Source organism: Bradyrhizobium sp. 1 (genome assembly GCF_023073315.1).
In the GTDB taxonomy this organism is placed as follows: domain Bacteria; phylum Pseudomonadota; class Alphaproteobacteria; order Rhizobiales; family Xanthobacteraceae; genus Bradyrhizobium.
In genome coordinates this window covers 305,296-324,279 of sequence record NZ_JADPJH010000028.1, presented here as the reverse complement: position 1 = coordinate 324,279, position 18,984 = coordinate 305,296, and the positions used below count along the sequence as shown (strand labels likewise).

The window sequence follows — 18,984 nt, the reverse complement described above, 5'->3', positions numbered from 1 at the left end:
CAATTGCGGGTCATCCGGGCGATCGGGGTCTCTGCAGGACCCGCAGCCAGACGATCTCGGTCAGGGCCACCGCAATCAGGCCGAAGGTGCCGCCGATCAGCACGTTGACGATACGCTCCTCGGCGATCCCGCCGGCGCCGCCGGCGAAGGAGGCCGCGAGCGCGATGAAGAAGCAGCGCAGGCCGAAGCCGAGGACATAGCGGGAGAACGAGATCAGCGTGAGGGTGGCCGCGAGCACCGCGAGCGCATAGCCGACCCGGCTCTGCGGCAGCACCATGCCGGCGAGGAAGCCCAGCGGCACCCCGACGAAGGCGCCGATCGCGCGCTGCTTCAGCTTGTCGGTAGAGGCCGTGAGATCGCCGACCACGACGCTCGCGGCCGACCACATCACCCATTGCCCTTGTGCGAGGTCGAAGATTTCGACCAGCGCAGCCGCCGCGAAGACCGCCATGGCGGTTGCCAGCGCGGGCAGGAACCACGCGGCCGCAGGCGCTCCGAACGAGGTCGCGGCATCGCCTTGCCGTCGCTGGTCGTAAATCCGGATCGCGCAGACCAGCGCCAGCGCGATCGGCGAGGAGGCGATGATCACGAGGGCATGACGCAGCGCTTCGGAGGCGCTGACGCCCTCCCGCACCTCGCAGGCGAGATAGACGGCGGGGATGAACACCCAATTGCCGAGCGTGCGGAAATGTTCGCCATGACGTGTCGCCGCCACGGCAAGGAAGCCGGCAAGTGCTGTCAGCACTGCGAATAGCGGCTTGATCGGGGCGGCGAGGAAGAGCGCGGCAAAAGTCACGAGGATCGCGAGGTAATGCCACGCGATGACCTTCGGCGGCAGTCGCAGCCGTAGCGCTGGAATCAGCAGCGAGACCGCGACGAGGCCGAGATTGAGCAGCGCCGTCTCACGCGCGATGAAATAGGCCGCGACCATCGGCCCGACCACGACCAGCGCGCGCAGCAGCTCGGCGCTCTTGATCTCCCGGGAGAGCAGGTCGCGCAGGCTGGTGGCGGTGGGTGCGGTAGGGGAATTCACGGGGCACCGAGGGATCGAGTTTAAAACGCGGGCATCATACGGTTCCCGGTGGGACCATGCGAGTCGATGCCGTTGCGTGCCGCCCCCAACCACACCCTCCGTCATTCCGGGATGAGTGCGTAGCACGCAGGCCCGGAATCCATCGGGCTACATACTTCGCGGCGGAATGGATTCCAGGCTCGCCCTGCGGGCGCCCCGGAATGACGAGCCTTACCGCTGAATGATCTTCATCCAGACATCGCCGAGGATCGCGGGCTCACGCGGCGGCAGATATGTCAGGCCGGCCTGCTTGCCGAACTCCGCGATCTTGCCTTCCGCGGCAAGTGCCGTCAGCGCCTTGTTGACCGCGTCGATCAGCGTGCCGTCGCCGGTGAGCCCGACATAGCCGCGATTGGCGCCGATCGGATAATAATAGCCGGACGCAGTGATCGCCGTATCGGGATGGGCCGCGCGATGGGCGTCGAAGCGGGCGAGGTCGATCAGCGTCGCGTCATAGTCGCCACGCTGGAGCGCGCCGAGGAGATCGTCACGGCCGGGGACCAGGTGCGTGATGCTGTCGATCAGGCGGCCCTTGTCGAAGGTCATCAGGATGGCATCGCCCAGCGATCCGCTCTCGATCGCAAGGCGAAGGCCTGCGAGATCGCCGATATCGTTGATCTTTCGGCCCCGCGCCTTCGGCCCCAGCACGACCGTCATCGGAGAGTAGACGTAAGGCTGGCTCGGCGCGAGCACGCCGAGCGCGACGCGGCGGCGCCGGTCGTCGCGCGTGGCGCCGGCAAAGTCCGGCAGGCGTGCCGTCTTCATGCCCGGCTTGACGAGAGAGTCCGTCGTCAGCGCGTAGCCGCCGACGAGCGCGCAGCGTCCGTCCGAGAGAAGAGCATTGGCTTCGAGCTGCGGGCTGGAATCCTCGTCCAGCTTGCTCTCGAACCACTGGATCTTCAGCGGCCGTCCCATCCGCTCAGCGATCGCCTGCGCCAGCAGCACGTCGAAGCCGGAGTCAGTAGTGCCCTTGTGGTGCACCGAGAGCGGTGGCCGGTCCTCGTCGAGACAGATCTTTAGCGGATCATCAGCCGCGCGTGCGGCCGTGGCCGCCATCGCGAGGACCGCGGCAACGAACCACGAGGTCAGCCGGTGCCTCATGGCTTCCTCCGGCTCGAGATGAAAGCCCAGAGGTTGCCGATCTCGTCGTCGTTGAGGATATCGCCCCAAGGCGGCATCTTGTTGTTCTTGCCGTTCTTCACGGTGGTGACGAAGCGCGCTCTGTCGTCGGGGAAGGCGCGCAAATCCGGCGTGATGGTGCCGGAGTTCATCAGGTTGGGGCCGTGGCAGTGCGAGCATTTCGAGGCATAGGTCGACTTGCCATGGTCGATCTGCATTTGCGCGGGATTGCCATTTGCGTCGTCCGCGGCACCAACGGTCGCCGCAAGCGCGACCGTCAATACCGCGACGGTGGCGAGGATCGCCACCGTCCTGTGAGATATCTCTCTCAGCATCGTGCCGTGGCTATTGCTTCACCGCAAAGACCCACAGCGAGCCGCCGGGCGGCACTTTTGCAAGCCGCTCGTCGCCGGAGAACAGCGAGTAGACGCCGCCATAGCCGCTCGTCACGGCGATGTATTGCACGCCGTCCTGCTGCCAGGTCACCGGCTGTCCCTCGATGCCGGAGCCGGTCTGGAACTGCCAAAGCTTCTTGCCGGTGTCGGCATCGAACGCCTCGAACTCGCCGGTCAGCGCGCCCGTGAACACGACGCCGCCCGCGGTCGAGAGCACGCCCGAGAAGCGCGGAATGTCGGCCGGCGCCTCCCACTTCGCTTTGCCGGTCATCGGATCGATCGCCTTCAGATGGCCGCGTGCGCCGTCACCGAACTCCCAGGGATCGGTCAGGTCCATGCCGAGATACCATTCACCCTGCTTGAAGGTGACGGGCTCCGACTTGTACTTGCCGCCGAAGGCGAGCGTGTTGGCGTAGGCGAGGCCGGTCTGCGGATTGAACGACATCGGCTCCCAGTTCTTGCCGCCGAGGATCGACGGATAGACCGTGACCTTCTTGCCCTCGCGCGCGCCGGTCGCGACGTCGGTCTCGATCGGCCGCCCCGTCTTCATGTCGATGCCGGTCGCCCAATTCACCTTCACGTAAGGATTGGCCGCGAGCAGCTTTCCGGTGGTGCGGTCGAGCACGTAGAAGAAGCCGTTGCGGTTGGCATCCATCAGCACCTTGGTCGGCTTGCCCTCGACGTTCATGTCGGCGAGGACCATCTCGGCCACCGAATCATAGTCGAACGGATTGTTCGGCGAGAACTGGTAATGCCACTTGATCTTGCCGGTCTTGGGATCCATCGCCAGCACGGAGCAGGTGTAGAGATTGTCGCCGGGCCGCACCGCGGAGTTGAACGGGCCGGGATTGCCGATGCCCCAATAGACGGTGTTCAGCTCGGGATCATAGGACCCCGTGATCCAGGTCGAGCCGCCGCCGAGCTTCCAGGTGTCGCCCTTCCAGGTGTCGCCGCCGGGCTCGTCCGGCGAGGGGATCGAATGGGTGCGCCACAGATGCTTGCCCGTCGCCGGATCCCAGCCGTCGATGAAGCCGCGGGTGCCGAACTCGGCGCCGGAGATGCCGGTGATGACGACACCATCGGCGACCAGTGGCGCCACGGTCATCGAATAGCCTTCCTTGATGTCGGCCACCTTCTGGCGCCACAGCTCCTTGCCGTCCTTGGCATCGAGCGCGATGACGTTGGCGTCGAGTGTGGTGCGGATCACCTTGCCGTCGTAGAGCGCGGCGCCGCGATTGATGATGCCGCAGCAGACGATGCGCGGCGTCTCGGCGGGATATTCGACCTTGGATTTCCAGATCTGCTTGCCGGTCTTGGCATCGACCGCCATCGTGGCGTTGTGGGAGGTGACGTAGATGACGCCCTGGTAGACCAGCGGCTGCGATTCCTCGCTGCGATCGTCGTTGAACGAATAGTTCCAGACCGGGACGAGGTTCTTGACGGTGTCCTTGTTGATCTGGTTCAGCGTCGAGAAGCGCTGGAGATTGTAGCCCATCCCATAGTTGAGAACGTTCGACGTGTCGGTCGCGCCCTTGACCAGCTGCTCGGTGGTTTGGGCGTTTGCATAGCTCGATGCAAGCATGACGAGGCTCGCGGCCATCGCAAGGCGTTTCATCCGTTCCTCCCAATATGCGCGTCTTTTGACGCTGCGATTGCAACACTCCGCCCGAATGCAAAACCCGTCAACACGAAAGTCGAATGCGGCTTGCCGATATGTTGGACGCCAGATGCCGGGCTTGCCGCGGTCATCCTCGATGAATTTTGCGCGTCTTGCGCGAATGCGCTGCATCAATTTCCACCGTGCGAAGATTAGCGCAGCCGGGTTCCACGCTTGTCCGGTCGGCGCGTTTGCAAGTCGGGGCTTGAACCGTGGGCTCGCTTGCGGACTTATGTTGTCTCGATTCCGATCGAATCGGGGCGCTTGGTCAGGGAGGTCTCAATGATATCGCGTCGCTCTGTTGCGCTTGCGCTCACGGTTGCAATGCTGTCCGGCCCGGCGTGGGCTGCATCCGGCAGCGCCGTGAAAATGTTCGATACCGACAACGACGGCACGCTCGACCTTGCCGAAGTGAAGAAGGCCGCCGCCGCATTGTTCGCCAAGCTCGATCCCGATCACGACGGCACGCTGGACGCGCGCGAATTGCGCGGACGGTTAACGGCGAAAGAACTCGCCGCCGCCGATCCCGATCATGATGGGACCCTCACGCTCGATGAATATCTGTCCGTGGTCGAGCAGCGCTTCAATGCTGCGAATCCCGACAAGGACGGAACGCTCGACGCCAAGGAGCTGAACTCGCGTGCCGGACGCGCGCTGCTGCGCTTGTTGCGATGAGACTCTCGCAGTTTGACTGAGAGCGAAGGCGCTTTGCCCGAGAGGGAAATGCGCGCGCGTAAAGCACTGCATCGCTGTATCAGCCGTACGATTCCATGCTTGCGCTGTGCCTGACGCAGCCCTAGGTTTTGCCCCGCGCGATGTCGCGCTCATCCCTTGGGAGACCCCCGAATGGCTTGGAAAGCTCCGAAGATCGTGGAAGTGCCGGTCGGCATGGAAATCAACATGTACGCCTGCGCTTCGCGCAAGTAAGACCACCTGACGACCTGCCGCGGCTTCGATGGCAAACGCCGTCGAAGCCGTGGTAGTGTCAGGGATGCGCGCGAGAGCCCAAACATTCCGGATCATAGCTGCCTGCGCAGTCGCGGTTGCGCCGGCCTGCGTCAGCGCCGAAGAGGGCTTTGATACCGAGCACATTTTCGGCTTCATGATCGGCACCGACGTCGGCAATCCCGGCGAGCGCGAACTCCAGAGCCAGACGACGGGGCGCTTCGGCAAGGGCAATGGGACCTATCGCGCGCTCTCGCAGGAGGTCGAGATCGAGGTGGTACCGCTGCCGAACTTCCGCATCGAACTCGGCGGCAACGCGACCTTGCACGACATCACCGGCGTCCCTGATATCGACGACCGCCGCCAGTTCAATTTCCAGGGCGCCTCGCTTGATCTGCGTTATCGCTTGCTTGATCGCGAGCGCGCGCCGTTCGGGTTGACCGTCGCCGCCGAGCTCCATGGCAACCGCATCGACGAGACCAGCGGCGCGAAGGGACGGATGTATGGCACCGACTTCGCGCTCGCCTTCGACCGCGAGCTCGTTCCCAATTTCGTCATCGGCGCGCTCAATTTGATCTATCAGCCGGAATGGGCCCGCTTCGAGGTGGCGGGGCTATCCGAGAAGAGTTCGACCATTGGCGCGGCCTTTGCCGGCCTCCTGCGCGTGCGCCCCGATGTGCTGCTTGGCGGTGAGATGCGCTACTTCCGGCAGTACGAGGGCATCGGCCTCGGCGAATTTTCGGGCCAGGCGCTGTTCGTTGGTCCCACCGCCTATTTCCAGCTCTCCGAGAAATCGCGGCTGACGCTGAGCTGGAGCATGCAGGCCTGGGGCCGTCCGGCCGGATCGGCCGCCAATCTCGACCTCGTCAATTTCGAGCGGCACCAGGCGAGGCTGGTATTCGGGGTCAACTTCTAGCGGTTCCCCCCCCATTGCCGGTCCGTTTGAAACTTCCTGCTCCGTCAAACGTATCCTTTTGTGCTAATCTCCATCGCCCCATGCGAGAGGATCCCGGCATGAACCCGATCGACCTTGTGGTGACTGTGTGTGCGTTGCTCTCGCCTGCGAACTGCGAGGAGCAGCATATCGTTTTCAACTATGCGGGGTCGCCGACGCAGTGCGCGATGGCGGCGCCGCCCTATATCGCGCAATGGATCGGTGACCATCCGAAGTGGCAGGCGGTGCGCTGGCGCTGCGAATATCCGCACCCGAACGACAAGGCATAAGCGGCGCGCGCTACTTCGTGCAGTCCTTCAGATCCTTGTCGGCGATCGAGAACACGGCGTCCGCCTTGATCTCGATGTCGCGGACCACGCACTGCCGCGCATTGGGATAGCTGACCTTGGCGTCGTAGCGGCCTGGCTCGACGCCGGTGATGCGCAGCCGCTCGTCGTGGTCGACTTCCTTGTCCTTGTCGTTCAGGCACTGGTTCGGGCCCCAGTCGGTCTTGCCGGCCGGCGAGAGCTGGAAGCCGGAGATCGTCTCCGTCGTCAGATTCCAGAGCCTTATGCCTTTGCCCTTGGCCTGCGCGAGCGCTGCGCCCGGCATCGCAACCAACAGGATGCCGACCGCAATCAGCGTACGCCGCATGGTGAACCTCCCTAGACACTCTCGTCGGGTCGAGTTGACCACGAGTTCTCATTTCGATTCAAGCTGCACCGCCGCGAGCTCCGCCTTGATCCTGCCAAGCTCCGTCTCGGTGCGCTCGGCGCGCGGAACGGCAATCGGCACCTCCTGCACGATGCGCGCCGGGCGCGCCGACAGAAAAAACAAGCGGTCGCCGAGGCGGATCGCATCGTCGATACTATGGGTGACGAGCAGCGTCATCACGGAGCTGCTTGCGACCAGCGTTGCAATCTCGTCGCGCAGACGGCCGGCGAGTGCGTCGTCGAGCGAGGCGAGGGGTTCGTCGAGCACGAGCAGATCGGGCTCGACCGCGAAGGCGCGGGCGAGCGCGACGCGCCTGGCGAGGCCCAGCGACAATTCGCCGGGAAAATGGCTGCGATGCGCGTCAAGTTCCAAGATCCTGAACAGCTCTGACAGTTTTGCGTCGGAGACGCCAGGCGCAGCCAGCCGCACATTCTGTTCGACCGAACGCCACGGCAGCAGCCGCGGCTCCTGGAACACCATGCCGACCCTCGCTTCCGGCGGGCGGAGGATGCGGCCTGCAAAGTCGTGGTCCAATCCGAGGATGATGCGCAGCATCGTGCTCTTGCCGCAGCCGGACGGGCCGATCAGCACGCCGACCTCGCCGGATTGAAGCGCAAATTTGAGCGGCGCCAGCACCTCGTGGGTTTCGCCCGCGGTACGCCTGAACGTCTTGCCTGTGATCTCGACCTCAAGCCGCACGGGGGCGCCACCGGGTTGCGCGGGCTTCGAACGGCTGCACCAGCAAGGTTTCGATCACGAGCACGACGGCGGCGAAGGTCAGCGAATAGGCCAGCAGCCGCGGCGTGTCGAACAGCTGGAAGGCGACACCGATCTCGAAGCCGACGCCGTTCGGTCGTCCCAGGAGTTCAGCGACCAGCACGATCTTCCACACCAGCGAAAGTCCGGAGCGGGCCGAAGCTGCGATATAGGGCGCCAGCTGCGGCAGCACGACATGTCGGAACGCACGCCAGCGCGGCATCGCGAACACGGTCGCCATCTCGTCCAGCGAACGGTCGAGCGCGCGCGTGCCCTCGCGCAAGGTGACGATCGCGGTCGGCAGCTTGTTGATGGCGATTGCGGCGATCGCGGCCGCTTCAGTGAGGCCGGCCCAGATATAGGCCAGCACGATCACGACCAGCGCCGGCAGGTTGAGCAGCAGGATCAGCCAGGGATCGCCGAGCCGGTCGGCGAGCCTCACCCGTCCCATCAGATAGCCAATGGCACTGCCGAGCGACATCGCCAGCACGAAGGAGAGCGCGACGCGGGCGAGCGTGGCGCCGAGATGCAGGAACAGTGTGCCGCTCGATGCATCGGCGACGATGACGTTGAGCACGGCAGGCGGGGAGGGCAGCTTTGGGCCGCCGACGAACAGTGCCGCAATCCACCAGACCGCGAGAAACAGGACAAAAGAGAGCAGACGCAGCACCTCAGTCTCCGGGGACTGCGTGATAGAAGGTGCCGGGGTCGAGCTCGGTCGCCGGCCCGACCAGGTCGCGGCCGCCGATCTCGGCGAGCACGCGATAGAGCACGCGCGCATCGGCCTCCTCGTCGACGATGCTCCGGCGCGGAATGCCGTCGCGGTAGCGCTCGCGATAGGTCTTGAGCATGGCTGGATCGGTCGCGCCGGTGAGCGGGGCGATCTTGTCCCAGGCCGCATCGGACGTCACCAGCAACTGCTTGGCCTTGCGGGTCATCGCGATGAAGCCCGCCACGGCGTCTTTATGGTCCGCCGCCCAGCTCTCGTCGAAGACGTAGCCGACGGCGGAGACCGCGCCCTTGGCGCCGAGCTTCGGCAAGATATCCTCGATGCCGGCGAGGCGGCGAAAACCCTTGGCCTCGAGCTGGGCGCAGAAATTCCAGAAATTGAGGCTCGCATCCATCTCGCCGTCAAGCGACTTGGCAGCGATGAGGGGCGGGGCGCCATAGACGATGGTCGCCTCCGACTTCAGGTCGATGCCGTCCTGCTTCATCCGGGCCTGAAGCAGCAGCCAGCTCTTGTCGATGGGACCACCGCCGACGGCGAGCTTGCGGCCCTTCAGATCGGCGAGCGTCTTGATCGGCGAGGCCGCGGGCACCATCACCGCGCCGAGCGCGCTGGAATAGGGGTAGAAGGTCAGCTTGGCGCCGAGTGCGCGCTCGCGCGACACCCACAGCCAGTCCGACAGCATGATGTCGGCATTGCCGGCGCGCAGCGCGATCTTGCCGGCCTCGGGGCTCGCGAGCTCGGTGACCTCCAGCGACAAATCGGCCTCCTTGTCGAGACCGGCGCTGCGGATCGTCGCCAGCTCCCAGGAGAATGTTCCGGTCTTCTGCACTGCAAGGCGGATAGTATCCGCGGCGCGGCCGGGTGCGGCCAGCGTCAGCGCCAAAATCGTGGTGAGCGCAAAAGTTCGTCCAGGAAATCTCATCGCCTTGTGAGCCGTTTCCGCTGATAGAGTGCTTTTCAGGACATTACGCATAGCATAGCTTTCGTCGCAACCAGCGGGAGGACGCTCATGAATATGGCGGGACAGCTACGACCGATTGTCGCCGCATTGGCAGTGCTGGTGGCGACCGTGTACGCCGCGCGCGCCGAGGAGGCCAATGATTATCCGACCGCAGCACGCGCCGAATACGTCTATGGCTGCATGAAGGCCAATGGCGAAAGCCGGCAGTCGATCGAGCAATGCTCGTGCTCGATCGACGTGGTGGCCTCGATCGTGTCCTACGACCGCTACGTCACCGCGGAAACGGCGCTCAGCATGTCCCAGGTGCGCGGCAATCTCGGGGTTCAGTTCCGCACATCGGAGCAGGCGAACTCGGCGGTGAATGATCTGCGTCGCGCGCAGGCCGAGGCCGAGGTGAGGTGCTTTTGACGCGTTCTTCCTCCTCCCCTTGTGGGAGAAGGTGGCGCGAAGCGCCGGATGAGGGGTATGTCTCCGCGAATACTATCGCAAGAGAGTAGCTCGCGGAGACAAACCCCTCACCCAAGCGAATTTTTGTCTGTCAGCGGTGCTGCCCTCTCCCACAAGGGGCGAGGGCACAGCCATCCGCACCGCGTTTGACTTAGAAAGGAGAGAGAAGGCGTCGCGCCTCACGTCCCCGGCTTCTCCACGTCCCACTCATTGCGGAACACATGTCCGTCGGTGTCCTTGGCTTCCGCACGAAAACGCTTGGCGCCGTTGGAGACGTAGGTGAAGCGCAGATTGGGATCTTCCGAGATCGAGATGCCGCCTTCCATCGACAGCACCGGGCTGTCGTCCTGCGTCAGCTTGAGCTGGTTGACGAAGAAGGCGGGAATATAGAGTTGCGTGACCTGGTCCATCTGCAGGCCGGAATTGTTGGGATGGCCGATCATGATCTGCGCCTCGCGGATGCGGCTCGCGGGCGCCTGCTCGCGCGCGAACTGCCGGTAGCGCATCTGGCCGAGACGGTTGCTGGCTTCCTCGGCATTCTTGCCAGCCGGTGCGGAGCAGCCGCCTGAGGCCTTCACATAGACTTTCGAGACGTAGAGCTGGCCGTCGCTGAGCTCGGCGACCGCATGGACGTCGGTATAGTTGTTGATGCGCACGCGCGTGGAGATCTCGGTGACATTGGCATCCGCGCCAAGCTCGAACTTCGCCGCCATCGGCGCGGGGTTGCGGTCGATGACCAGCGTGATCGAACGGATGCGGCGGGCGTCGCCCGGCGACAGCTTGCTGCGCAGGGTGACCGGCACGATGGCCGCGTCCTCGGCGCGATAGGGCATCTCGATGGCGATGACGTTGCCGCCGTCGTTGATCTGACGGTTATTGAAGATGTCCTGTACCAGGCCAGGCCAGGGGTCGTAGGCCTCCTCGGCGCCCGCTGGCACAGCGAAGGCGATGCCGAGCAGTGCGGCGATCAGGGGCAGGCGGCGTGTACATCCCATCATGGTCGTGGTCTCCGGAGTCAGCGAAGCTGATCTCCCGTCACCTAGCGTAGCGCGTCTGCTACTCCCATTCAATTTCCGAAAATGCTGCGGTTGCGTTGCGGGCGTTGTAGTCGTCGAACAGCTCCCAGTGCTGCCGTTCCGAGGCGCCCGCCTTGTCCGCCGCAATCCGGATCGATTCGCCCTTCTTGTTCGACGCCCGGACGTCCGCCAGCAGCGTCGTGAGATAACGCCGTTCGTCCGCCAGCGCGGCAGGCCATTCGCTCACAGGCCCGTGACCGGGGACGACGCGGACCGCTGGAATCTTTTCCAGTTCCCCGAGCGTGCCGAGCCAGCCGCGGATGCTTCCGTCCATCACAGGAATATGGCGGAGGAAGACGAGGTCGCCCGCGAACAGCGTCTTGGTGGTTTCGTCGTACACAGTCAGATCATTGTCGCTGTGCCCGGCTGGCCAGGCTCGCAGGGTGAGCCGGCGCGATCCGAGATCGAGCGTCATGGTGTCCGGAACGAGCACGGTCGGCGGCACGATCTTCACGGGCGAGATCAATTCATCGCCCATGATGCGTCTAAAATTGTCCAGATAATACGGCCCGCGCGCCGCCAGGGCCTGCGCGAGCTTGCTGTGTCCGACAAAGCTGGTCCCTTCCGCGACAAAAGCAGCATTGCCGAAGACATGGTCGGGATGGCCGTGGGTGTTGATGACGTAGCGGACCGGCTTGCTGGTCCGCGCCCGCACGGCCTTCAGCAGCGCCTCGCCTTCGCGAAGACTGCCGCCGGTGTCGATCACGGCGACCGCATCCTCGCCGACGATGAAGCCGACATTGGCGATGCCGCCCTCGTTCTCGCGCGTCATCAGCGCGATGGTCCCCGAGTGCACGAAGATTCCCGGCGCGACTTCGCTCACAGGCAATTCGGCCTGCCCGGCGCGTGCTAGCGTTGACAGTCCCAGCAGGGACAAGGCTGCGATCACGAGAGCGATGCGAGACACTTTTCCGCCTCAGTTCAAAGGATTGGCCTCATTGCACTGCAGCAAACAAAAGCCAGCGCAAAGTTGGCGAAACATGGTGCGTCCATGCGTTGCATGGATAGCATTCGGATGAAACGAGGAGGAAGCGCGATGACGGAGGCCGGGCGACATCGTCGCTGGTTGTTTTCACTTTGGGTTCTGGTTGCGTCCTGCGCGTTCGGCGATGCCGCCATCGCGCAGACCAACGAGACCGGCGATCTCTCGTTCGAGCTGGTCGATCCAAAGGTGCTGCGCGTCTGCGCCGATCCGCGCAATCTGCCGTTCTCCAACGAGAAGGGGGAGGGGATCGAGAACAAGCTCGCCGAGTTGTTCGCGGACAAGCTCCAGAAGAAGCTCGACTACACGTTCTTTCCGCAGGCGACCGGTTTCGTGCGGATGACCTTGGGTGCGCATCGTTGCGACGTCATCATGGGCTTTCCGCAGGGCGACGATCTCGTGCAGGGCACCAATCCCTATTACCGCACGTCCTACGCGCTGGTCTCGAAAGCGGGCGGCGGGCTCGAAGACGTCGACACGCTCGAAGACGAAAGGCTCAAGGGCAAGCATGTCGGCATCGTCGCCGGCACGCCGCCGGCCACCAACATGGCGCTCGCGGGCCTAATGGGGAACGCAAAGCCTTACCCGCTGATGATCGACACCCGCTACGACAATTCGGCGCAGGCGATGATCGACGATCTCGCCAACGGCAAGATCGACGCCGGCGTGCTGTGGGGGCCGATGGCGGGCTTCTATGCCAAGAAGGCCGGTTCGATGCATGTCACGCCGCTGGTGAAGGAACCCACCGGACCAAAACTGGTCTATCGCATCGGTATGGGCGTCAGGCCCGCCGACCAGAACTGGAAGCGGCAGCTCAACAAGCTCATTCAGGAGAACCAGGGCGAGATCAACAAGATCCTGCTCGACTTCGGCGTTCCCCTGCTCGACGAGAACGACCGGCCGCTCGGTGCGGAGACGGCCAAGAAGGCACCGTGAAGCGGCGCATGGCCGCTGCGCTTGTCGCCGCCACGCTGGCGGCGCCGGCGTTGGCGCAGCAGCTGGAGCCGTTCGAGCCCGAGGTCTATCGTACCGAAAATTACCGTGCGCCGGTGCCGGCGACGCTGGCGCGCGCGCGCGTGCTCACGACTGGGGAAGCCGAGGCGATCTGGCGCGCGAAGAACGGCGCGTTCGTCGACGTGCTGCCGCGCGCGCCGAAGCCGAAGAACTTGCCTGAGGGCACGGTGTGGCGCGACATGCCGCGGAAAAACATTCCAGGCAGCCTTTGGCTGCCGGATACCGGCTACGGCACGTTGCCGCCGGCCATGGATGATTATTTCCAGCGCGGCCTCGTGCAGGCATCCCGCGGCGACAAGGCCGCGCTGCTGGTGATCTATTGCCTGGCGGATTGCTGGATGTCGTGGAACGCCGCCAAGCGCGCGCTGGCCTACGGCTATTCCAACGTCGCCTGGTACCCTGACGGCACCGACGGCTGGGAGCGCGCAAAGCTTCCGACCGAAAAGGCCCAGCCGCAGCCGCGGCCGGAGCAGTAGGCGGTCTACTCCCTCGCCCCGTTCTTACGGGGAGAGGGTTGGGGTGAGGGGCTGCTTCCGCATTCATGGTGACAGACGGATTCGCGGAGGCTCCCTCACCCGAAGACTACACCTACTGCTTCTGCAACTTCGTCAGCGTGCCCGTGCCATCCGCGCTGGTCGCCGAGTACGTCACCCGGTCACCCGCATGCACGGCGTCGAGCATCGCGGCGTCCTTGGCCTTGTACTGCTGGAGCGCGCCGGCGCCGCCTGCGCCGCCGCCGACCGTGCCTTTCTGCGTCTGCTGGATCGAGATCGTGCTGTTGAGCCGATCGATCCGCGTGACCATTCCGGTCATGTCGTCAGCAAAAGCGCTGGTTGCGAGGATGCTGAGGGCCGCGGCGCCTGTGTAGATGAATCTTGCTGTTCCCATCGAGGCCTCCAGGTGTCTAGCATCGACAAGCCATCCTAGATCGATTTGGTTCCGGCAGATAGCGTGGCAAAGGTTAACGATCGCGTTGATATCGCCGGAACTTTTGGAAAGCCGTCAGCAAGGCTGACGCTATTCCATTTCCTGCTGGATCACGCGCCCGAGCGCGAACAGGCGCTGGTCGATCGCGGTCGGAACCTCGCAGACGAACCGCACCACCTTGTTACGGTCCTCGAAGATGCGGGTCTTCCAGATCAGCTCGTTGCTGAGCGCCTCGAGCTTGGTGTCGTCATGCGGCGTCGCGCCCTGGAGCGCCTGGAGCTGGATCGTTTCCTCGCGGATCTTGTCGGCGGCCTCGCGCTGCTTGCGGCTGACCCGTTCGAGACCGTTCATGACCTGGGAGCGCTGCGCATTGAGCGTGTCGAACAGGCCGGCGAACAGGAGTTTTGCGTTGGCGGTCTTGTCAGTGGCGGAGCCGGCCAGAAACTCCTTCACGGACTTCTCGGCCTCGTCCATCGGCGTCTTGCGCGCGGACAGCTTCGAGACCAGCGCACTGATCTTGGCATCGTCCTTCCACTTGGTCTCGGCGTCGCCGAGTTCCGGGCCGGCCCAGACGGCGGCGAGCGAAATCTCCGGCACCTTGGCCTGCGCGCAGGGCCAGTTAGGATAACGCGGATCGGCCGCACGCGCGGCCGTGCTCGCGACTGCGAGTGCCACACCAGCGATGGCCAGAACCCGAACGATCATCCTTCGCCTCCCGCAGGGCCCCGTCGCGCCAGCCCGCGCGAGGGATCATAGGCATAGATCGCGCCGATCATGAAGACGATTGTGCAGCCGGCCACGACCGCCAGCGAGATCCAGTTGATCTGCCCATACAGCGCAAACCGTATCAGTTCGACCGCGTGGGTGAACGGATTGGCCTGGCATACATAATAGAGATAGGGGCTGCCCTCCTGCACCCGCCAGAGCGGGTAGAGCGCCGATGATGCGAAGAACATCGGGAAGATGACAAAATTCATCACGCCGGCAAAGCTTTCAAGCTGCTTGATGCCGGAGGAGATCAGCATGCCGAGCGAGCCCAGCATCAGTCCCGACAGGATCAGCGCCGGCAGCACCGTGAGATAGCCTATCGGCGGCGGGGTAATGTCCCAAAACCAGGCGATCAAGAGGAACGCATAGACCTGGAGCAGCGACACCGCGGTGCCCGCGAGCAGCTTGCAGAACAGCAGGAAGCCGCGCGGCAGCGGGCTTACCAGCAGCGTACGCATGTTGCCCATCTCGCGGTCATAGACCATCGAGAGCGAGGACTGCATGCCGTTGAAGAGCTGGATCATCGCCATCAGCCCGGGCGCGATGAAGACCTCGTAGAGGATATAGGTTTCGTAGGGAGGGATGATGGAGATGCCGAGCACCTGGCGGAAGCCGGCGGCGAAAATGAACAGCCACACCAGCGGCCGCACCAGCGCCGAGACGAAGCGCTCGCGCTGATGCAGGAAGCGCAGCCCCTCGCGCCAGACGATGCCGGTGAGGCAGGTCATGTACTCACTGGCCGAGAAGCCGGGTGGCGCGTCGCGCGTCGTGATGCTGCTCATGCGCCGCCTCCCGGCATGGTTTGCGCACCGGTCAGGCGCATGAAGGCGGTGTTGACGTCCTGCGCGCCGGCCTCCGCGATGACGCGGCTCATCGGCCCCTGCGCCAGCACCTTGCCCTGGTGCAGCACCACGAGGTCGTCACCGGCCATGATCTCGTCGAACAGATGCGTGGCCCAGAGCACGCCGATGCCTTGCTCGGTGACGAGCTGGCGGACATGGCTGATGATGTCGGCGCGCGCCTTGACATCCAAGCCGACGGTCGGCTCGTCCAGCAGCAACAGGCGCGGCCGGTGCAATAGCGCCCGCGCGATCTCCAGCCGCCGCATCTGGCCGCCGGAGAGATCACGCACCTTGCTGCCGGCGCGATCCGCAAGCCCGATCCGGTCGAGCAGCTCGGCGGCTCGTGCGCGGGCGTCGCGGCGGCTGATGCCGTGAAGGGCGGCGTGATAGAGCAGGTTCTGCTTCAGCGACAGATCGAGATCGAGCGTGCGTGGCTGAAACACGACGCCGAGCAGCCGCAGCGCCTCGCCGGGGTTTTGGCCGATATCGTTGCCGAAGATGCCGACATGGCCGGTCTGGATGCCGAACAGCCGCGTGATCAGCGAGAACAGCGTGCTCTTGCCCGCGCCGTTGAGCCCGAGCAGCGCGGTGAAGCTAGCAGGCTGCACGTTGAAGGAGACGTCGATCAGCGCCCGACGCGGGCCGTAGGAGTGGCTGACGCCGTCGATCGACAGCGCCGGCACCGTGGCCGGATCAGGGCTCGGCATCTCCTGTGGTTCGGCGATGGGGGCAGGGCTGGTCATGGCGCGATCGTGATACCCCAGGGCAGTTCGCCCACCTGAATGGTCTTGATCACCTTTTGCGCGGCGACGTCGATGACGGAGACGTCGTTGGAGACGCCGTTGGTCGTGAGCAGATACTTTTCATCGGGCGTGAACGCCATGTGCCAGACGCGTTGTCCGACCAGCAGGTACTTCGTCACCTTGCGCGTGGCGACATCGACCACGGCGATACGGTTCGCGGGGCCGAGCGCGACGAAGGCGGTCTTGTCGTCTTTGGTCATGCCGATGCCGACCGGCTGGATCGCCTCCTTCCGCAGGCCCGGAATCTCGAAATTGACCTTGCCGATCACCTCGTGCTTTCCGGGATCGATCACCGAGACGGTGCCGCCGATCTCCGAGGAGACCCACAGCTCCGAACTGTCGTGCTTGAACTCGGCAAAGCGCGGCCGCGCGTCGACCAGCACATTGGCGACGATCTGACGCGAATGGGTGTCGATGAAATGCGCCATGTTGGTCGTCTCGGACGTGTTGATCAGAATCTTGCCGTCCGGGCTGATGGTCATGCCCTCCGGCTCGACGCCGACCTGGATGTCGCCGAGGCGGGCGCGTTTCTCGAGATCGATCACGGTTACCGTGTTGTCGTTCTCGTTGGCGACGTAGAGGATTTTTCCGGCGGCATCCTGCGCGAACAGTTCGGGGTCGGGGCCGGAGGGCAGGCTGTCCACCACGGCTTGCGTCTTGGCGTCGATCATTTGGATGGTGTCGTCGTCGCCGACCGCGACCATGACGAACTTGCCGTCGCGCGTGAAATCGATGCCGCGCGGGCGCTGGCCGACCTTGATGGTCTTGGTCACCGTCCAGCTCTCGGTGTCGATCACCGAGACCGTGTTGCTCTTCTCATTCGAGACATAGGCGACGAACGCGTGCGCGGGCGCTGCCGTCAGCGCCAATCCGGAGAGAAGCCCAACACGCCACATGCGCGACATCCAAGTCCTCACTTTAATGTCCCTCATTTCAGCTTGCATTTGCTCTCCGGGCGATCGTAGCCGAGCGTGTCGAGCTCGGAGACCTGGTGCAGAAAACCTTCCTGCGGCGACACCGACACCACCATGCGGCCGTCGACCAGCAGGATCGGCTGGCGCAATTGGAGATTCCAGTCGCGCAGCGTCAGCTTTGTGCCCTTGAAGGCGGCGACGGAGAAATCCGGGCCCTTGATGAAATCCGTCACCTTCTTTGCGTCGCCGGAATTTGTGCGCGAAGTGGCCTCGCCGATCATGCGCACCGCGGTCCAGACTTGCATGTCGAGCGGCGTCATCCGCCGCGAATTCAGCTTGACGAAGCGGTTCTGCATCTGGATCGCGCCCCACTGGTCCTGCGAAGCATCCCAGCTGCGCGGCACGAGGCCGGCCGAGCCCGCGACGGGGCGGGGATCCCAGGTGCGATAGGGCAGGTAGGCGCCGAACACCTCGCTCTCGTCGGCGGCGACCAGCACGTCGTAAGCCGGTGCGCCTTGCGTGAACACCGGCATCTGGCGCTGGATCAGCGTCACGCCGCTGTCGGTGCGCCGCGCGCCGCCTTTGTCCTCAAAAATCTTTTCCTGCACGATCTTGGCGCCGAACCGTGTGGCAGTGCGCCGGAGCGCGTCCGCAAACAGCTTGTCCTCGTCATGCGAGCCGACCACGAGTAGCCAGCGCTTCCACTGCTTCCACACCAGGTACTGGCCGAGCGCATCCGCCAGCATCGCGCGCGTCGGTGCGGTGTGGATGACATTGGCGCGGCAATCGGCTTCGCGCAGCCGCTCGTCGATCGCGCCTGCATTGAACAGCAGCGTGCCGCGGTCGCGCAGGGCGTCCGAGACCTTCAGCAGCGCATCGGCCGGCAGGTCGGCGATGATGAAGCCGTTTTTTTCGGCAAGCTCGGTTGCGGCCTGAACCACGTCCTCGCCTTCCCGAATGCGGCGCTCCTCCAGCGTAAAGCGCTGGTTGAGGAATTTTCCGGTGGTGTTGTTGTCCTCGATGGCAAGGCGCGCGCCGGCGAGGCCGTCATTCTCCGCGGGCTGCTCGACCAGCGACAGCGTCGATCGGGTGCCGGCGAGGCCGAGATAACCGACGCCGATCATGACGGGGTCGGCCGCGAGCACTTGCGTCGCGAGCAGACTCCAGCCGATCAGGCCGGCCAACCATCGGATCATGTTTCCTCCGTAAGCTCCTCGGCTTGACCGCCGGTGGAGAATTGTTTCTGCTGAAGCATGACCGATTTGTCAGGGCATGCAACCCCGCATTTCGTCCGCACGAGGATTGGAATCACGATCATGCGAGCGCTGATTTGTTTCGCGGCTTTGCTGGTGACGGGCTCAGCCGCGCTCGCCGATCCGCCGAAGCTCGTGGTGTTCGATTTAGAGCTGATCGACACCAGCCTGCCCGGTGAGTTCTATGGCTCCAAGCCGGAAGAGGCGCGGCTCCTGCGCATCAGCGAGCAGCTGCGCAAGGAACTGGCTGAGTCAGGCCGGTTCCAGCTGCTCGACATCGCACCGGTCAGGAATGCCGCCAGTCACGCGAACTTACAGGCCTGCGGCGGCTGCGACCTCAAGCTTGCCGGGGAGTTGGGTGCCGAGCTCGAGATCACCGGCATGGTGCAGAAGGTCTCGAATCTGATCATCAACCTGAACATCTATCTGCGCGACGTGAAGACCGGCACCATGATCGCCGCAGCCAGCGCCGACATGCGCGGCAACACGGACGAGTCGTGGTCGCGCACGATGAGCTACCTGATCCGCAACCGGTTGCTCGCGCCGAATTACGGTAAGCGGGAGTAGTTTTTCCCTCTCCCCTTGCGCCGCTGCACCCTCGCCCCTTGCGGGAGAGGGTGGATTCGCGAAGCGAAGCCGGGTGAGGGGTATCTATCCTCACGAACAGCCGTGCGA

At 64.3% G+C, this 18,984-nt stretch carries 24 protein-coding genes; 8 read left to right on the top strand and 16 right to left on the bottom strand.

Features of this window, described 5'->3' with window-relative positions; all coding sequences use genetic code 11:
- Window positions 1-10 precede the first annotated feature (10 nt).
- The 4 genes from IVB29_RS23990 to IVB29_RS23975 all read right to left on the bottom strand — a co-directional run bounded on the left by IVB29_RS23990 (window position 11) and on the right by IVB29_RS23975 (window position 4,201).
- A complete protein-coding gene (locus IVB29_RS23990; protein WP_247505869.1) occupies window positions 11-1,033 on the bottom strand; it encodes an FUSC family protein in 1,023 nt (340 codons plus the stop codon).
- 210 nt (window positions 1,034-1,243) lie between these two features.
- Entirely contained in the window at window positions 1,244-2,173 is a 930-nt protein-coding gene (locus tag IVB29_RS23985) for a transporter substrate-binding domain-containing protein (protein ID WP_247505868.1), read from the bottom strand.
- Window positions 2,170-2,526: a cytochrome c gene (locus tag IVB29_RS23980; protein WP_247505867.1), complete on the bottom strand. Its 357-nt coding sequence runs from the start codon at window positions 2,524-2,526 to the stop codon at window positions 2,170-2,172. Before IVB29_RS23980 ends, IVB29_RS23985 begins: the two co-directional genes overlap by 4 nt.
- A 10-nt stretch (window positions 2,527-2,536) precedes the next feature.
- On the bottom strand, window positions 2,537-4,201 hold the full coding sequence (locus IVB29_RS23975; RefSeq protein ID WP_247505866.1) for a methanol/ethanol family PQQ-dependent dehydrogenase: 1,665 nt from the start codon (window positions 4,199-4,201) through the stop codon (window positions 2,537-2,539).
- 324 nt (window positions 4,202-4,525) lie between these two features.
- On the opposite strand from IVB29_RS23975, the gene IVB29_RS23970 reads away from it, so the two are divergent.
- From IVB29_RS23970 to IVB29_RS23955, 4 genes are all read left to right on the top strand, one after another.
- On the top strand, window positions 4,526-4,918 hold the full coding sequence (locus tag IVB29_RS23970; RefSeq protein ID WP_247505865.1) for an EF-hand domain-containing protein: 393 nt from the start codon (window positions 4,526-4,528) through the stop codon (window positions 4,916-4,918).
- Window positions 4,919-5,089: 171 nt separating this feature from the next.
- Window positions 5,090-5,170: a pyrroloquinoline quinone precursor peptide PqqA gene (gene pqqA / locus IVB29_RS23965; RefSeq protein WP_008562446.1), complete on the top strand. Its 81-nt coding sequence runs from the start codon at window positions 5,090-5,092 to the stop codon at window positions 5,168-5,170.
- 28 nt (window positions 5,171-5,198) lie between these two features.
- Window positions 5,199-6,104, top strand: coding sequence for a hypothetical protein (locus IVB29_RS23960; protein WP_247505864.1), 906 nt, complete (start codon window positions 5,199-5,201; stop codon window positions 6,102-6,104).
- Between the two features lie 98 nt (window positions 6,105-6,202).
- Window positions 6,203-6,412: a hypothetical protein gene (locus IVB29_RS23955; protein WP_247505863.1), complete on the top strand. Its 210-nt coding sequence runs from the start codon at window positions 6,203-6,205 to the stop codon at window positions 6,410-6,412.
- Between the two features lie 10 nt (window positions 6,413-6,422).
- Here the strand turns inward: IVB29_RS23955 and IVB29_RS23950 are convergent, their stop codons facing one another.
- Genes IVB29_RS23950 through IVB29_RS23935 form a run of 4 tightly spaced genes read right to left on the bottom strand, consistent with a single transcriptional unit; the run spans window position 6,423 to window position 9,244 of the window.
- Window positions 6,423-6,776 (bottom strand): hypothetical protein, encoded by a 354-nt coding sequence (locus IVB29_RS23950; protein ID WP_247505862.1) that lies wholly within the window; start codon window positions 6,774-6,776, stop codon window positions 6,423-6,425.
- Window positions 6,777-6,824: 48 nt separating this feature from the next.
- Window positions 6,825-7,535, bottom strand: a complete 711-nt coding sequence (locus IVB29_RS23945) for an ATP-binding cassette domain-containing protein (RefSeq protein WP_247505861.1) — start codon at window positions 7,533-7,535, stop codon at window positions 6,825-6,827.
- Window positions 7,525-8,262 carry an ABC transporter permease gene (locus tag IVB29_RS23940; RefSeq protein ID WP_247505860.1) on the bottom strand — a complete coding sequence of 246 codons (738 nt, stop codon included), beginning with the start codon at window positions 8,260-8,262 and terminating at the stop codon, window positions 7,525-7,527. Before IVB29_RS23940 ends, IVB29_RS23945 begins: the two co-directional genes overlap by 11 nt.
- Before the next feature lies 1 nt (window position 8,263).
- The gene (locus tag IVB29_RS23935) at window positions 8,264-9,244 is read right to left on the bottom strand and encodes an ABC transporter substrate-binding protein (RefSeq protein ID WP_247505859.1); all 981 of its coding nucleotides are present in this window, start codon (window positions 9,242-9,244) and stop codon (window positions 8,264-8,266) included.
- A gap of 87 nt (window positions 9,245-9,331) precedes the next feature.
- On the opposite strand from IVB29_RS23935, the gene IVB29_RS23930 reads away from it, so the two are divergent.
- Window positions 9,332-9,691 carry a hypothetical protein gene (locus tag IVB29_RS23930; RefSeq protein ID WP_247505858.1) on the top strand — a complete coding sequence of 120 codons (360 nt, stop codon included), beginning with the start codon at window positions 9,332-9,334 and terminating at the stop codon, window positions 9,689-9,691.
- A gap of 218 nt (window positions 9,692-9,909) precedes the next feature.
- On the opposite strand, the gene IVB29_RS23925 is transcribed toward IVB29_RS23930, so the two are convergent.
- Both IVB29_RS23925 and IVB29_RS23920 read right to left on the bottom strand, forming a co-directional pair.
- Window positions 9,910-10,728, bottom strand: coding sequence for a quinoprotein dehydrogenase-associated SoxYZ-like carrier (locus IVB29_RS23925; RefSeq protein ID WP_247505857.1), 819 nt, complete (start codon window positions 10,726-10,728; stop codon window positions 9,910-9,912).
- Window positions 10,729-10,786: 58 nt separating this feature from the next.
- Complete coding sequence (locus IVB29_RS23920) at window positions 10,787-11,713, bottom strand: quinoprotein relay system zinc metallohydrolase 2 (protein ID WP_247505856.1); 927 nt, start codon at window positions 11,711-11,713, stop codon at window positions 10,787-10,789.
- Between the two features lie 129 nt (window positions 11,714-11,842).
- On the opposite strand from IVB29_RS23920, the gene IVB29_RS23915 reads away from it, so the two are divergent.
- Window positions 11,843-12,724 carry a substrate-binding domain-containing protein gene (locus IVB29_RS23915; RefSeq protein ID WP_247505855.1) on the top strand — a complete coding sequence of 294 codons (882 nt, stop codon included), beginning with the start codon at window positions 11,843-11,845 and terminating at the stop codon, window positions 12,722-12,724.
- Window positions 12,721-13,278 carry a PQQ-dependent catabolism-associated CXXCW motif protein gene (locus IVB29_RS23910; protein ID WP_247505854.1) on the top strand — a complete coding sequence of 186 codons (558 nt, stop codon included), beginning with the start codon at window positions 12,721-12,723 and terminating at the stop codon, window positions 13,276-13,278. Before IVB29_RS23915 ends, IVB29_RS23910 begins: the two co-directional genes overlap by 4 nt.
- 112 nt (window positions 13,279-13,390) lie before the next feature.
- On the opposite strand, the gene IVB29_RS23905 is transcribed toward IVB29_RS23910, so the two are convergent.
- The 6 genes from IVB29_RS23905 to IVB29_RS23880 all read right to left on the bottom strand — a co-directional run bounded on the left by IVB29_RS23905 (window position 13,391) and on the right by IVB29_RS23880 (window position 18,252).
- The gene (locus IVB29_RS23905; protein ID WP_247505853.1) at window positions 13,391-13,690 is read right to left on the bottom strand and encodes a copper-binding protein; all 300 of its coding nucleotides are present in this window, start codon (window positions 13,688-13,690) and stop codon (window positions 13,391-13,393) included.
- Window positions 13,691-13,819: 129 nt separating this feature from the next.
- Window positions 13,820-14,434 carry a hypothetical protein gene (locus IVB29_RS23900; protein WP_247505852.1) on the bottom strand — a complete coding sequence of 205 codons (615 nt, stop codon included), beginning with the start codon at window positions 14,432-14,434 and terminating at the stop codon, window positions 13,820-13,822.
- Window positions 14,431-15,279, bottom strand: coding sequence for an ABC transporter permease (locus IVB29_RS23895; protein ID WP_247505851.1), 849 nt, complete (start codon window positions 15,277-15,279; stop codon window positions 14,431-14,433). Before IVB29_RS23895 ends, IVB29_RS23900 begins: the two co-directional genes overlap by 4 nt.
- Window positions 15,276-16,082, bottom strand: coding sequence for an ABC transporter ATP-binding protein (locus IVB29_RS23890; RefSeq protein ID WP_247505850.1), 807 nt, complete (start codon window positions 16,080-16,082; stop codon window positions 15,276-15,278). Before IVB29_RS23890 ends, IVB29_RS23895 begins: the two co-directional genes overlap by 4 nt.
- Window positions 16,079-17,047, bottom strand: coding sequence for a YVTN family beta-propeller repeat protein (locus IVB29_RS23885; protein ID WP_247505849.1), 969 nt, complete (start codon window positions 17,045-17,047; stop codon window positions 16,079-16,081). Before IVB29_RS23885 ends, IVB29_RS23890 begins: the two co-directional genes overlap by 4 nt.
- 23 nt (window positions 17,048-17,070) lie before the next feature.
- Window positions 17,071-18,252: an ABC transporter substrate-binding protein gene (locus IVB29_RS23880; RefSeq protein WP_247505848.1), complete on the bottom strand. Its 1,182-nt coding sequence runs from the start codon at window positions 18,250-18,252 to the stop codon at window positions 17,071-17,073.
- Window positions 18,253-18,309: 57 nt separating this feature from the next.
- Between IVB29_RS23880 and IVB29_RS23875 the strand changes: the two genes are divergently transcribed.
- The gene (locus IVB29_RS23875) at window positions 18,310-18,876 is read left to right on the top strand and encodes a DUF3280 domain-containing protein (RefSeq protein WP_247505847.1); all 567 of its coding nucleotides are present in this window, start codon (window positions 18,310-18,312) and stop codon (window positions 18,874-18,876) included.
- Window positions 18,877-18,984 lie beyond the last annotated feature (108 nt).

Coding starts and splice junctions, on each gene's coding strand:
- IVB29_RS23985 (WP_247505868.1), bottom strand. CDS start 2,173: ATGAGGCACCGGCTGACCTCGTGGTTCGTTGCCGCGGTCCTCGCGATG.
- IVB29_RS23980 (WP_247505867.1), bottom strand. CDS start 2,526: ATGCTGAGAGAGATATCTCACAGGACGGTGGCGATCCTCGCCACCGTC.
- IVB29_RS23975 (WP_247505866.1), bottom strand. CDS start 4,201: ATGAAACGCCTTGCGATGGCCGCGAGCCTCGTCATGCTTGCATCGAGC.
- IVB29_RS23970 (WP_247505865.1), top strand. CDS start 4,526: ATGATATCGCGTCGCTCTGTTGCGCTTGCGCTCACGGTTGCAATGCTG.
- pqqA (WP_008562446.1), top strand. CDS start 5,090: ATGGCTTGGAAAGCTCCGAAGATCGTGGAAGTGCCGGTCGGCATGGAA.
- IVB29_RS23960 (WP_247505864.1), top strand. CDS start 5,199: ATGGCAAACGCCGTCGAAGCCGTGGTAGTGTCAGGGATGCGCGCGAGA.
- IVB29_RS23955 (WP_247505863.1), top strand. CDS start 6,203: ATGAACCCGATCGACCTTGTGGTGACTGTGTGTGCGTTGCTCTCGCCT.
- IVB29_RS23950 (WP_247505862.1), bottom strand. CDS start 6,776: ATGCGGCGTACGCTGATTGCGGTCGGCATCCTGTTGGTTGCGATGCCG.
- IVB29_RS23935 (WP_247505859.1), bottom strand. CDS start 9,244: ATGAGATTTCCTGGACGAACTTTTGCGCTCACCACGATTTTGGCGCTG.
- IVB29_RS23930 (WP_247505858.1), top strand. CDS start 9,332: ATGAATATGGCGGGACAGCTACGACCGATTGTCGCCGCATTGGCAGTG.
- IVB29_RS23925 (WP_247505857.1), bottom strand. CDS start 10,728: ATGATGGGATGTACACGCCGCCTGCCCCTGATCGCCGCACTGCTCGGC.
- IVB29_RS23915 (WP_247505855.1), top strand. CDS start 11,843: ATGACGGAGGCCGGGCGACATCGTCGCTGGTTGTTTTCACTTTGGGTT.
- IVB29_RS23905 (WP_247505853.1), bottom strand. CDS start 13,690: ATGGGAACAGCAAGATTCATCTACACAGGCGCCGCGGCCCTCAGCATC.
- IVB29_RS23900 (WP_247505852.1), bottom strand. CDS start 14,434: ATGATCGTTCGGGTTCTGGCCATCGCTGGTGTGGCACTCGCAGTCGCG.
- IVB29_RS23895 (WP_247505851.1), bottom strand. CDS start 15,279: ATGAGCAGCATCACGACGCGCGACGCGCCACCCGGCTTCTCGGCCAGT.
- IVB29_RS23890 (WP_247505850.1), bottom strand. CDS start 16,082: ATGACCAGCCCTGCCCCCATCGCCGAACCACAGGAGATGCCGAGCCCT.
- IVB29_RS23885 (WP_247505849.1), bottom strand. CDS start 17,047: ATGTCGCGCATGTGGCGTGTTGGGCTTCTCTCCGGATTGGCGCTGACG.
- IVB29_RS23880 (WP_247505848.1), bottom strand. CDS start 18,252: ATGATCCGATGGTTGGCCGGCCTGATCGGCTGGAGTCTGCTCGCGACG.
- IVB29_RS23875 (WP_247505847.1), top strand. CDS start 18,310: ATGACCGATTTGTCAGGGCATGCAACCCCGCATTTCGTCCGCACGAGG.